The following is a 13,507-nucleotide window of genomic DNA, read 5'->3' on the forward strand; positions in this document are numbered from 1 at the left end:
AATCCTTTTCTATATAAGTTTAAACAATTTGTCTTTCGTTAGAATCTGTTACCAATCCTGGAAACAGGCTGCGGACAAGTGTTTCTAGCATAATCGGAAGCTGTATAAAAGCACTTTCGATATGGAGTCTCTCTGTTCGTTTGTGGGCGTCTTTTCCAAAAGGGCCCACATTTAAAACTGGGGCCTGCAATTGCTCCATTTCAATAAACGGAATGCTATAAGTGTCTCCCCATACGGGTGTATTTCGTTCGAAAGCAGTCCAGCCCTCAGCATTATCCTGATAGGATACATAGCTTAGGTCGCAAATTCCATTAAAGTAATGGATTTGATTCACTTCTAAATTGAACTTTTCGATGCCTGTCTTTTTCATTAAATTAACGGCTTTAATGACGAGTGGATCATGGGAAGTATTAACAGCTGGGTAATAAGGCGGCGCATATAAAAGAACGATAGTTGGCCCAAGCTCTTGACACTGAATCATAAGTGAATCGACAATGCGAATCGACTTTTCGCGGTCATCCCAATTTGCGTTCGTTAGGGCATTAGATTTAATCTTCGATATTAACTCAGTCCCCAATTTCTTTTCTGCATATTGGAGCAGCTCCTCATAGCGCATTACCTTCACTTTTCCGACAGGCTTTACACCTTCGCGCGTGCATATTTCTGTGTAAGCGGCAGTACAGGCTAAAGCAGCCTTCTCAGCTACCTCTGTAAAAATATCCATTACTTCAGCTGCCGTGCGCTTCATGAGAAAAACGTTATAAAGAGCTGCAGCGCGGTATGGAGTTTGGGTCGAATACTCCATTTTCAAATCCTTTTGTTGAAGTGAAACAGGTAATGGTGTTTTTTCGTTTAGGTCAAACTCACGAAAAATTGGATTCCATTCCATCTGCTGTGTAAGAAAGGATGCCATAAAGTTGGCAGTCATCCCGCTCATCGGTTCCCCAACATGGGTTTCTTTCCCGTAGAAAAGAGCTGCAGGCATAATTTTCCCAATTGATCCAGAATAAATATAATAGTTTGGATCTCCCGGCTCCTGGGAAAAGGAAGGCTCACTGTTCAAGAATAATTTGTAGTTTAATTGGTGTTCATCACGTAAACGTACTAGCTCCGGAACGGCAGCGCGCATTCCAGCTGAGTTTACCTCTTCATCCGGAACTGTCACGAGCAACAGATTGATTGGCCATTTTTCGAGGCTGGCTTTTTCAATTAGGGCCATATGAAGAGCAAGTCCTGTTTTCATGTCCATTGTTCCACGGCCGAATAAGTATTCTCCTGACTCAAGATCAGTACGGGCTTCTTCCGGCAGCTCATCTAGTCGATCCATTAATACTCTTGTTAGTTGCTCTGGCTGGAAAGCTAATGGTTCTAAATCACCGTATTCTTCCGTGTGGACCGTATCAAAATGACTGATGAGAACGATAGTTTCCGATACTTCAGGGTTTTTATATAAAGCAGTAACGGCATTACGTCCTAGTCCTGCATCATGTAGGCCAATGTAGGAAGGGTTTAATTTAAAGTAATCTAGCTCCATTAACTTCGCATTTAGATTGTAGGCAAATTTGCATTCTCCTTCAGTAAGTGTTCGACTTTGCCAGCTAACAAGCTCGCAAAGTAATGCACGTAATGATTCAGGTGTACCCCATTTTACATGACTCATTTTAATAGCTCCTTTTGTTCTATAATGAAACTAGCAAGATTTTGTGGCAGCGGGTTCACTTTCTAATTTGGCCAAAAATTCCTCGAGCCTTTGCATTCCTTTTTCTAGCATTGGCATTGCATAGGCATAGGAAATGCGAATATAGCCTTCCCCATATTCTGTAAACGTGCTGCCCGGAACAACTGCAACACCGCCCTCATGCAATAATTTTGTTGCAAACTCAAAAGAGGGAAGCCCAAACTTTTTGATCGATGGGAAAATATAGAAGGCCCCGTTTGGCTTGACAACGTCTAGTCCCATACTGAGAAGACGTTCATATACAAAATCCCGACGCTTTATATATTCAATATTCATAATGGAGGGAACCTCTCGGCAGGCTGTCAATGCCTCGATTCCCGCATATTGACCTGGTAATGATGCACAAATGGAGTTGTATAAATGTACATTAATCACATGCTGCATTAGCCTCTTGGGCCCTAATACAAAACCGATCCGCCAGCCAGTCATGGAATGAGATTTTGACAAGCCATGGATTAAGAATAAACGTTCACGAATCTGTGGATAGGATGCAAGTGATCGATGCTTTCCTGCAAATGTGTTTTCACTATAAATTTCATCTGAAACGATATAAATGTCAAGCCTTTCTAATAGACTAACTAAATTTTCCATTAAATCGGGTGCAATTGTAATGCCGATTGGATTTGATGGATAGTTTAATAGAATGGCTTTTGTTTTTGATGTAACTAAAGCCTCCAGACGTTCTAATGAGGGCAGAAATCCAGTGTCAGAAGTATTTAAATAAACTACCTTAGCCCCGCAAAGTTCAATAATTGGCTCATATCCAGAATAGATGGGAGCAGGTATGATGACCTCGTCACCTTCTTCAAGAATGGTTCGAAAAACAGAATCTATTCCTTCGCTTGCCCCGTTAGTAATAATGATTTCAGTTTCTGGATCATAGGAGAACCCATACCTATCCTTGAAAAATGAAGCGGTTGCCTGTCTTAATTCCAATAGTCCAGCATTATGAGAATAGGCGGTTTGATTATTTGTAATGGCTTTGATCCCTGCTTCTTTGACAGCTTCTGGAGTAGGGAAGTCTGGCTGTCCAATTGTTAAGTTAATAGCCTCCGGAAAATGTATGAGTTGGTTAGCAAATTGGCGGATTCCTGGGGCCTCCAATTCCTTTGCTCTGTGATTAATAGATAATGACATGCTTTTCACCTTTCTTGGAGTAATCTATCGCTCTATTTAATAGATGAAATATTAAAGCAAACTGATATTATTTAAATAATCCTGGCAGCCATAATGATAGGGCTGGAATAAATGTAATGACCAATAGACAGATAATCATGGACACCATGAATGGGATAATGGCATGGACAATACGTTCGAACTTAACTTTCCCAACACTTGAAGCAACGAATAGGTTGACGCCAAGCGGAGGTGTGATGAAGCCAATGGCCAGGTTTGCGACAAGTATAACTCCAAAATGAATTGGGTCAACCCCTACTGCAATAACAATAGGTAATAGAATAGGTGTTAATACAACTAATGCCGAAATTGTGTCAATAAACATCCCTACTATTAATAATAAAATGTTGATGGCAATTAAAATAATATATGGGTTTGTTGATAATTCAGTTAAAAAGGTAGAAATATCATTTGGAATTTGTTCAAGGGTCATAAAATAGGCAAATGATACAGATAAACCAATGATAATCATCGTTGTTGCATTAATAACCACGGCTTCACGAAAGCTTTCGAAAACACTCTTCCAATCCAATTCTTTATAAACAAACATTCCGATGATAAGCGCGTAGACTACAGCTACAACAGCGGCTTCTGTTGGTGAAAAGATCCCTCCGTAAATACCTCCCAAAATGATGACAGGGATTAATAGAGCCCACTTCGCATCATTTGTAGCCTTCAAAACACTTTTGAAATCAAATTTCTGCACTTGTTCAGGCTTATAGCCTTTTTTCTTCGAAATGAAATAGGATGTAATCATTAATCCAATCCCAATAAGCAGACCTGGAATAATCCCAGCTAGGAATAGGCTTCCGACCGATACACTTCCAATAACACCGTAAAGGACAAATGGGATACTCGGTGGAATAATAACGCCGATAGAACCCGCAGATGCTGAAACCGCCGCAGCATAACCGCCATCATACTTTTTGGCAATCATAGCTGGTATCATAAATCCGCCAATTGCTGCCACGGTTGCAGGACCAGATCCTGAAATTGCCGCAAAGAACATACAAGCAACGATCGTCACCATCGATAAACCGCCAGTCATCCAGCCAACCATAGTTGTAGCTAAATCAAGAAGGCGTTTGGATACCCCGCCTTTCCCCATTAGAATCCCGGCGAGCATGAAAAAGGGGATGGCAAGAAGCGGGAATGAATCGAGTGATGTGAATGCTTTTTGGGTAATAATATCAAGTGGCAAGGTTGAGCCAAAATAAATGGCCACGAGGGCTGATACACCTAACGAAATAGCGATTGGCACCCCGATGAGCAAGCAAATGAATAATGTTCCGAATAATAATGCAACCGTCATCCGATAATCTCCTCACTTTCCTCTTTCTCATAGTTGCCTTTCCAAATTTCAATTAATTGCTGAATTAATCGAATTGCCATTCCGGAGCCTCCAAGTGGTATGGCTAGAAAGGCAATCCAAATTGGTACCTGCAAAGCTGGAGTTACCTGGCCATGCTGGAAACTGATTAAAACTAACTTTGTACCAAATACAGCTAAAAATAACGAAATAAAAAACCAAATTAATACGCCTAATCCTTCGAAAACTTTCCGAGGCGTCCCTTTTAAGCGTGTAATAAATGCTTCCACTCGTATATGCTGGCGAAGCTTAACAGCATAGCTTGCACCGATCCATACTTGGAAAATATGAATATATCGGGCGAGCTCTTCTGTCCAGCTTGGTGCTGATTGAAATAAATAACGACCGACTACCTGACCGAAAATGAGTGCCACCATTAGGACAAGTGTCCATACTAAAACAACTTCTTCGAATCGAGCAAATTTTTTTGCCATGCTTTACACATCCTTTAATAATGAGGAATCAAGAACTTAATCTTGATTCCTCGAATGTTATTACTTATTTGCTTCTAATGCCTTATTAACTAATTCCTCACCGATTTCAGGTACGTGTTTGTCATAGACCGCTTTTGCAGCTTCACGGAATTGTTCACGCTGCTCAGAACTTAATTCATTAACTTCCATTCCACTTTCTTTCAGTTTTTCTAAAAACTCTACATCCTGTTTTTGTGCTAGCAGACGCTGTTCGTCACGGAATTCTTCAGATGTTTTCATCACTAATTGCTGAAGATCCTCAGGAAGGCTGTTATAAAAGTTGTTGTTCATTAGTAAAATAGTTGCTGCGTATACGTGACCACTCATAGTCAGGTATTTTTGTACTTCGTAAAATTTATTTGTGTAATATAAGGAGATCGGTGCTTCCATTGCATCATAAGTTTTTTGCTGAAGAGCAGTGTAAAGTTCACCAAATGCAAACGGGGAAGCGTTAGCTCCGAATGCAGAAAATGTAGCCGTATGAACTGGGTTTTCTAAAGTACGGAATTTAATGCCCTTTAGGTCTTCAGGGGCCTCAATTGGACCATTATTATTTGACATATGACGGAAGCCGTTTTCTCCAAAAACAAGACCTTTCAAGTCATTTTTCTCTAATTCCTTCAATAATTCTTGTCCAAGTTCACCATCAAGAGCTTTATAGGCAGCTTCGTGATCATTGAAAAGGAATGGCAAATCGAAAACCATAAATTTTTTGTTAAATGAAGCAAGTGGGGCTAGTGCTGGAATTGTCATTTCAATATTGCCGAGCTGTACAGCTTCGATTGCTTCACGGTCAGAACCATAAAGCTGACCATTTGGATATAGTTCAACCTTTAAACGTCCATCAGATTCTTTCTCAAGCCTCTCTTTAAAATCAACTGCAGCTAAATGTGTAGATTGCTCTTCAGAAACTAAGTAAGCAATACGAAGAGTATGAACCTTCTTTTCACCATCACCGCTTGAAGTGCTTTCTTTTGGACGTCCACATCCTGTGATGACGAGTAAGCCGATAAGTAATAATGCCAATAATTTCTTCATTTATTTTCCTCCTTTTGGAAATTACTTAAGAATCGCTTTTCAACTTTTTGCAGATGTTCAAGCATTTTTTCCTTCGCTAATGAAACCTTCTTAGATTCTAGTGCCTCAACTAGCTTTACATGTTCTTCGTAGGCTTCGTATGCGCTTACATGAAGTGTGTTAGATAATAAGAGGAATGCGCGGTTGACTCCTGTGTTCATTTGATGAATCATTTCCTGGAATTTCGAATTTCCGTTTCTAGAAGCAAGAATTAAATGGAATTCACGGTCTAAATCAATGAAATTGTGATAATGATTTTGTTGGACAGCTTCTAATTGATGTTCTAAATTTTCCTTTAATTCATCGAATAGATGTTGATCTAATAGGGGCATAATTTTTTCGATATTATGAATTTCTAGCACTGACCTCAGTTCCATATATTCCAAAGAATCTTCCTTTGTAAAAGTAGCGACAGTGGCAGGACGTCCCTTTTGTAAAACGATTAGGCCTTCTGCAGCTAGGCGCTTTAACGCTTCCCGTAGCGGGGTGCGACTAATGCCAAGGTCTGCTGCCAGCTTTTCCTCTGGTAATTCCTGTTCTGGTGCAAGTACAGCGGAGCTAATGTCCTTCTTTAATAAATTGTAGGCTTGGTCAGCCAATGAAACATTATGGATGATTCTTCTCAAAGATCACTCCTCCTTTCGGTATTCAGTATACTGTATACAGGAATATTAAATTATTATAATCTATTTGTAAATAGAAATATTTAAATAATTTTGAAGAGTTATTATGGTCAGTTAACTAAATGATCTGAAAAGAGATACAATTCAGGAGGGATTACGCATATAATAGATTAATAGAAAAGTTGAAAGTTTTTGAGGAATTAATTATTAGAGGGGGTTTTCCTTATGTTTATCCAAAAACTCATCGAACGTCTTGGCAGGGAAAAGGTTAGCCAAAGTGAAACAGAACTATTCCGTCATAGTCATGATGAATCATTTCATACACCAGTAGAGCCTGATGTAGTTTGTTTTCCAGAGAGCCGTGAAGATGTTGAGGCCATTACAGGGATAGCCCGCGAGCATAAAATCCCTGTAACCCCTTATGGAGCTGGATCGGGACTTGAAGGTCAAGCGATCCCTATCAAAAAGGGGATTTCAATTAACTTTAGCAATATGAATAAGGTCACTCATTTTTCACCAGAGGATTTATTAATTACTGTTCAGCCGGGAATCACGCGTTTGGAATTAAATAAAGTAGTAAACCGGCATGGATTAATGTTTCCGATTGACCCAGGTGCAGATGCAACTATAGGCGGAATGGTTGCAAATAATGCGAGTGGGACAACGGCCGTTCGTTACGGTTCAATGCGTGATCAGTTGCTAGATTTAGAGGTTGTCTTGGCTGATGGGGCAGTCATTCATACTGGATCTCATGCAAAAAAGTCATCTTCTGGTTATCATTTGACAGGACTGTTTGCGGGGTCTGAGGGAACCTTAGGCATAATCACGGAAATCACATTAAGGCTCCATGGCATTCCAGAACACACATTGGCTGCTCGCTGTACATTTGACACACCTGAGGAATGCGCGGAAGCGGCAAAGTCAGTTTTACTCAGCGGGATTCCGGTCATGCGTATGGAGCTGGTGGATGCAGAAAGTATTTCTCAGGTCAATGCATATGGTGGCTATCAATTCCCGGTTAGCCATTCTTTGTTTTTTGAATTCGCCGGCACCAAGGGAGCGGTGGAGGAAGAGGCGAAGGTAACGGAACAATTAATGAGTGAGCTCGGATGTAGAAATTGGGAAGCGGCAAGCGGATCGAAGGAACGGATGGAGCTTTGGAAGGCTAGGCATGAAATGGCTTATGCATACCGGCATATTAAAGGAATGGCCAATACGGGAGCGGATGTCTGCGTACCAATTTCACGGCTGCCAGAGCTTGTCGTGTATGCTAGACAGCTAATCGATGAAAGTGGATTAACGGGAGGTATCTTGGGACATGTGGGGGATGGAAACTTCCATACGATGGTTATTTATGATCCGAAGGTATCTGGTGAAAAGGAAAAGGCTGAATATACGAATGAAGCACTTGCTTTAAAAGCTATTGAGGTTGGCGGAACTTGTACGGGGGAACACGGTGTAGGGCTTGGTAAGATGAAATTTCAAGAGGCTGAGCATGGAAATGCCGTTATTATTATGAAACAGATGAAGAAAATGCTTGATCCAGAAGGTTTATTAAATCCGGGGAAGATATTCCTATTAGATTGAATGTAGTGACCTATCGGAGGTTAAAACTGCTTTCTTAAAAAAATAAAGAATGTTAGGAGAAACGAATCCAAGTTTGTATTGGGTTCGTTTTTTGTTGAGTATGAGAGACGAGGATTCATCGCATATTAGGTAAGACTGTAATTCAATTTCAATCCGCAATAACTGATGGGTGGAAAGAAGGAAACCGAATGAAAAAAGACATGATAAAAGGTGCGTTTACAATTAAGAAGAGTCCTTTTCCTTGGACGAGGGCTATTTCTGCTGGGCTAAGTGCATCTTTGCCTGTCGTCATTGGAATATTATTGGGGAATTTTCAGTTTGGTTTACTGGCTGGAGTAGGAGGTTTTTCTTATCTTTATGTCCTCAATGAACCGTATCCGCAAAGAGCAAAAAAAGTATTTTTTGTTCTGCTAGGACTTTCAGCTTCTATTGGATTGGGTACACTTACGGCATCTTCGCCACTTGCATTTGCTATCTTGCTTGGCGGAATTGGGGCGGTTGGAACCTTTATTTTTGGTGCGCTTAAAATCCCTGGTCCTGCCTCCATATTTTTTGTGATTGTATTCGCAATGACATCAGTTATGCCCATTGATCCATCTAATGCTGCCTTACGGGCCGGTCTTGTTTTACTAGGAGGATCCCTATCATGGGTAGTAGCCATGATAGGCTGGTTTTTCGACCCACATGAACCAGAAACAAAAGCAGTTAAACGGATTTATTTCGAACTAGCAGCACTTCTTCATTCTATCGATACAGAAACATTTAACGAAGCGAGAGAGAGAACCTTGTCCGCATTGAAAGACGCAGATGCAACTCTTCTAAAAGGATATGTATCATGGAGGAGCTCCAATTCCTTTAAAAGATTGTATTTATTAAAAGAATTAGCGAATGTTATGTGGTCAGATATTCTTGAAATGTATGCAGAAGGAAATACAAAATACCTGCCAGAATTAGGAGAATCTGTGAAAACACTGGCTGATTCATTAGATCGTAAAAAGAAACTCAACCCTTTGGAAATTTTGCAGCCAGAAGAAAGTGATCAAGCTGTAGAGCAACTAATCTCAAGAATCTGTGAAGCTAATGCCATTATGAAGGAATCTATTTCAAAGATTAATCAGGAACTAAAAATAATAAAGCCTACCTTCAAAAGAATTCTTATAGATGCATTTGATAAACATTCCATTGTGTTTCTTTCTTCTTTAAAGTATGGATTTGTCTTAATGGCCGCAGCAATGATTGCTTTCTCATTTGAATTTGAACGATCCTATTGGATACCAGTATCGTGTGGAGCAGTCATGCTAGGGTCTACAATTATAAGTACACTCCATCGAGCCATTCAAAGATCAATTGGGACTACGTTAGGTATCTTAGCAGCAGTAATCATCCTCTCATTGAAGCCAACACCTATGACCGTTGCTTTGTTCATTGCACTATTACATTTTTGTACAGAGCTATTAATAGTGCGAAATTACGCGTTTGCTGTTACTTTCATTACTCCAAACGCATTGTTGATGGCTGAAAGTACGTCTCATATACATAATCTTTCCTATTTTGCTACAGTGAGAATAATTGATATTCTGATCGGATGCGCCATTGGTTTGATAGGAGTATTATTAATTGGCAGACAATCTGCCTCAAGTCGACTTCTTCATTTAATGGCCAAAACCATTCGCAGCCAGTCTCAATTATTATTTAGCTTGTTTTCAGAAAACAATGAAGTTATTTATGTGGAGAGCAAAGAACAAAATAAAATGCGAACTAATTTGGTCAATTTAAGGACCGTCTATTCCACAGCATTAGGTGAAATTCCAGCTAATAAAAAGTGGTTAGAGTATCTATCACCTGCCATTTTTTCAATGGAACAGTTAGGACAATTACTTGATTTATGTTCAAAAAATGCACAACGTCCTATACTATCAGATGAATCCCTTGCTCAATTTCTTTTCGTGTTTGAAACAATGGCAAATACGCTTGAACATGATGTAATAGCAGAAAGAAAACATGTCCCATGGATCGAGGGGTATTCTAAAATACAAAAAGAAATTATTTCTTTGCAGGAATCACTGGAGCTTTTGAAGCATAAGGACGGTTCTCGCGTTTCCGCAGAAGGGTCTGTTCCTTCGAAAATCACCGAATAAGCCTTACACAGGGCAGTTTTTCAAAAATATCTTGACATTAAATATTTGATGTAACTATAATGGTTACATCAGGAGGTTGAAGGAAATGAAAATTAGCAGCCGATTTACTGTAGCTGTTCATATTTTGTCTCTCGTATCTATTGAAAAGAGTACACTTTGTACGTCTGAATGGATTGCTGAAAGTGTGAATACAAACCCAGTAGTCATACGAAGAGTAATGGGGAAACTTAAACGAGCAGGCCTCATTCAAGTTCGCCGAGGTACAGGTGGTGCTGAGCTTCAAAAACCTTTACAAGATATTACCCTCCTTGATGTGTATCATGCTGTCGAAGTTGTTGAAGAAGGCGAGCTATTCCAATTTCACGACAGTCCAAATCCGAGTTGTCCTGTTGGGGCCAACATTCAATTGGTTCTTGAATTGATTTTATTGAAGGCTCAAGAGGCAATGGAATTAGTATTAAAAGAAGTAACGATGATGGATATTGTAACGTTTTTAAATAAAAAAATTGGGTGAAACATCTAATTTTTTTATTTTTACACACGTTGTAACTACCTTGGTTACAACGTGTGCGAAATCATCTATTGGTATGGATGCATAGCAGATCTACCTTATGGTGAAAATAATAAACATATTTTTAGGAGGTTTTTTCAGATGAAAATTGGCGTAATTGGAGCTACAGGAAAAGCAGGAAGTCTTATTTTACAAGAAGCATTGGATAGAGGGCATGAAGTTACAGCAATTGTAAGAAATGCTTCAAAATTAACAAATACAAATGCAGCAGTTCTTGAAAAAGATGTATTTGAATTGACGGCAGGAGATGTAAGTCAGTTTGATGCAGTCGTGAATGCGTTTGGTGCGGTACCAGGACAAGAGCATCTTCATGTTGAGGCAGGAAAAGCATTAATAGAAGCGATGAAGGGAGCTCCAGAAACAAGATTAATTGTAGTAGGCGGAGCAGGAAGCCTATTTGTAGATGAAGATCAAAAAATCAGATTGATCGATACTCCCGAATTCCCGAAAGAATATTACGCAACGGCCTTTAATCAAGGCAAAAACCTGGAAGATCTGCAAAACGCAGCAGGCATTAAATGGACTTTCCTTAGCCCAGCCGCATTTTTTAACCCGGAAGGTAAAAGAACAGGTACTTACCAAAAAGGAAAAGATAATCTCATTGTTAATTCAAAAGGGGATAGCTATGTGAGCTATGCAGATTATGCAATTGCAATTGTAGATGAAATTGAAAATCCAGCTCATATCAATGAGCGTTTTACGGTTGTATCTGAGGGAGAGTAAAATCGGGCTTTTTTTAATAGAAAATAAGCAAAGTTGCCAGGCACCACGATGCAATATCTAGATATTGATATTATTGTGGAGCCAGGCGCATTAAAGGACAGGCCCTAGGAAAGGTTATAATTTAAACTTGTTTGCAATGGATTCCATTTCTGTAGCCATGGAAGCTAATATTTGGATCGCTGAGTTGATTTCTTCCATGGATGCAGTCTGTTGCTGTGATGAAGCAGAGACTGTCTGCATGCAATCGGAAACATCCGAGGTAATCTTCTCTATGCTCTTTACATCTAAATTGGCGTTCTGAATGTCATCATTAATTCTAATAATCCCCTGAAAAATTTGATCAAACTCGTGTGTATTCGTTTTGATAGATTCATGGATTTGCAAGAATGTTTGCCCGGCATTTTCCACCTTTATCATGCCGTCTTTCACTGTTTCATTCCCATCATTCGTTAAAGAAACGGCTTCATTTGTTTTTCCTTCGATTTCAACTATGATATTCGCTATATTTGAAATGCTATTAGAGGTTTCTTCTGCTAAGCTTCTAATTTCATTCGCGACAACCGCAAAACCCTTTCCTTGTTCCCCGGCCCTTGCTGATTCAATCGATGCATTTAAGGCAAGAAGATTCGTTTGCTTGGATATATTCGTAATCATTTTAAGAATTTCCCTGACTCTTGCGGACATATGGTTGAGCTCTTCCATTACAATAGTAAGATTGTTCGTTTTCTCTTGGATGTTTTTCATATGATGAACAGAGTCTTTGATAAGTGTGTTCCCTTCGGCTGCTTTTTGCAATACTTGCTGAGAATGAGATGCAGTTCTGCTAATTTTTTCGGTCATTGAACCTGTGTTTTGAGTGATATTTCCAAAGGTATTCTTCACTCTTGTAAGATTAGCAGCTTGATTCTTAACTGAATCTGCAACGTTCTGCAGGGTATTCGAAACATCATCTACAATTTGGGTTACTCCCATTACATTGACAGTCAACTCTTCAGAAGACGCAGCGATTTCTTTAGAACTGTTCGAAGAAAGATGCAAGCTCGCCTTCAAGCTCTCTACCATTTGATTAAAATTCTCAGATAGTTCATGTATTTCACCTGTGGCATTCAAGTCTTGCATATCGAGGGTCAAATCCCCTTCAGAAATCCTTTTTGTGTATGAAGTTAGCTTTTTCAATGGGAGAATCGTTTTTCTGACAAATAGGATAATGATTAATCCTGCAATTAAAAGGGAAATGACACCGACAATAATCGTAGTTGCCACCATACTCCACGTTCTATCTGCTAGAATCTCAGCATTAAAGTCAATTGCACTAATGGCAATTAACTCATTAGTAGGGTCATGGTTTTTAAAAATAGGAGCATATCCAGTCAAGCGCTTTATTCCGGCAAATTCATAAACATCAGAGTAGATTGGATCTCCCTTCTCTTTTAATTGTGTAAGAATACGGGGATCAATCGGAATTTTATCGCCAACATTAACACCTTGAGTTTGGAGATTTTGATCAGCAACAAGGACTGTGCCGTCAAGTGATAGAAGTGATTGGTTCTCAAAAATTGGCTTATGAGCAACCGTCCAACTAATTTTCTGATTAAGTTCGTTAACCTCGGAATCACTTAATGCATGCAAACTATTAATATCCTCATTCGACAGCAGACCAGTTGTGATATTAGCACAACCAATTAACTCAATACCGGCTGCTTCTTTAACCTTAAAATATGTCATTTGATACGTAGTAAAGGAGATGATCACTAGGCTAATAAGTACTACGATGGAAACTAGCGAGATTAATCTTGTAAGAATAGATTTTTTCACAATATTCCCCATTTCATTTAATCTTTTATGAACATATAGGAAAAATTACCTATATTTTATCTTACATCAAGTTTTCTGAATTCGGCAGTGATTTTTAATACAAATTATGGAGAATTGGTGAAAAATGTGGATTGCAAAAATAGGATATAAATGGGGGGAGGGGATTGAATTGTTATTAATTTATTAAGGAGAGAGTCTGGATGGACATTTCACCGAG

The 13,507-nt window shown here is 39.3% G+C and carries 11 protein-coding genes and 1 pseudogene; 4 read left to right on the plus strand and 8 right to left on the minus strand.

All coding sequences use genetic code 11. The features are described 5' to 3' along the window. Positions 1 to 19 precede the first annotated feature (19 nt). The 6 genes from V7122_RS03615 to V7122_RS03640 form a co-directional block, all read right to left on the minus strand. Positions 20 to 1,660, minus strand: a complete 1,641-nt coding sequence (locus V7122_RS03615) for a M20/M25/M40 family metallo-hydrolase (protein ID WP_335344943.1) — start codon at positions 1,658 to 1,660, stop codon at positions 20 to 22. Between the two features lie 30 nt (positions 1,661 to 1,690). Beyond that, positions 1,691 to 2,875, minus strand: a complete 1,185-nt coding sequence (locus tag V7122_RS03620; RefSeq protein WP_335344942.1) for an aminotransferase class I/II-fold pyridoxal phosphate-dependent enzyme — start codon at positions 2,873 to 2,875, stop codon at positions 1,691 to 1,693. A gap of 67 nt (positions 2,876 to 2,942) precedes the next feature. Further along, positions 2,943 to 4,226, minus strand: coding sequence for a TRAP transporter large permease (locus V7122_RS03625; protein ID WP_335344941.1), 1,284 nt, complete (start codon positions 4,224 to 4,226; stop codon positions 2,943 to 2,945). Next, positions 4,223 to 4,717, minus strand: coding sequence for a TRAP transporter small permease (locus V7122_RS03630; RefSeq protein WP_335344940.1), 495 nt, complete (start codon positions 4,715 to 4,717; stop codon positions 4,223 to 4,225). The genes V7122_RS03625 and V7122_RS03630 overlap by 4 nt, the downstream gene beginning before the upstream one ends. 60 nt (positions 4,718 to 4,777) lie before the next feature. Continuing rightward, positions 4,778 to 5,794: a TRAP transporter substrate-binding protein gene (locus V7122_RS03635; protein ID WP_335525831.1), complete on the minus strand. Its 1,017-nt coding sequence runs from the start codon at positions 5,792 to 5,794 to the stop codon at positions 4,778 to 4,780. Further along, complete coding sequence (locus V7122_RS03640; protein ID WP_335353859.1) at positions 5,791 to 6,459, minus strand: GntR family transcriptional regulator; 669 nt, start codon at positions 6,457 to 6,459, stop codon at positions 5,791 to 5,793. Before V7122_RS03640 ends, V7122_RS03635 begins: the two co-directional genes overlap by 4 nt. 222 nt (positions 6,460 to 6,681) lie before the next feature. Between V7122_RS03640 and V7122_RS03645 the strand changes: the two genes are divergently transcribed. From V7122_RS03645 to V7122_RS03660, 4 genes are all read left to right on the plus strand, one after another. Next, positions 6,682 to 8,043 carry an FAD-binding oxidoreductase gene (locus V7122_RS03645; protein ID WP_335344937.1) on the plus strand — a complete coding sequence of 454 codons (1,362 nt, stop codon included), beginning with the start codon at positions 6,682 to 6,684 and terminating at the stop codon, positions 8,041 to 8,043. Between the two features lie 188 nt (positions 8,044 to 8,231). Continuing rightward, positions 8,232 to 10,181 carry an FUSC family protein gene (locus V7122_RS03650; RefSeq protein WP_335525832.1) on the plus strand — a complete coding sequence of 650 codons (1,950 nt, stop codon included), beginning with the start codon at positions 8,232 to 8,234 and terminating at the stop codon, positions 10,179 to 10,181. Between the two features lie 85 nt (positions 10,182 to 10,266). Continuing rightward, entirely contained in the window at positions 10,267 to 10,695 is a 429-nt protein-coding gene (locus V7122_RS03655) for an Rrf2 family transcriptional regulator (RefSeq protein WP_335525833.1), read from the plus strand. A gap of 138 nt (positions 10,696 to 10,833) precedes the next feature. Beyond that, positions 10,834 to 11,475, plus strand: a complete 642-nt coding sequence (locus V7122_RS03660) for an NAD(P)-dependent oxidoreductase (RefSeq protein WP_335525834.1) — start codon at positions 10,834 to 10,836, stop codon at positions 11,473 to 11,475. A gap of 114 nt (positions 11,476 to 11,589) precedes the next feature. Here V7122_RS03660 and V7122_RS25700 read toward each other — a convergent pair whose 3' ends face one another. After that, the gene (locus tag V7122_RS25700) at positions 11,590 to 12,537 is read right to left on the minus strand and encodes a methyl-accepting chemotaxis protein (RefSeq protein WP_438824763.1); all 948 of its coding nucleotides are present in this window, start codon (positions 12,535 to 12,537) and stop codon (positions 11,590 to 11,592) included. Continuing rightward, positions 12,532 to 13,302, minus strand: a pseudogene (locus V7122_RS25705) (HAMP domain-containing protein); the annotation flags it as partial. The gene V7122_RS25700 and the pseudogene V7122_RS25705, both read right to left, overlap by 6 nt. Positions 13,303 to 13,507: the final 205 nt, after the last annotated feature.

This window comes from Bacillus sp. JJ1532 (genome assembly GCF_036965085.1).
Taxonomy (GTDB): domain Bacteria; phylum Bacillota; class Bacilli; order Bacillales; family Cytobacillaceae; genus Cytobacillus.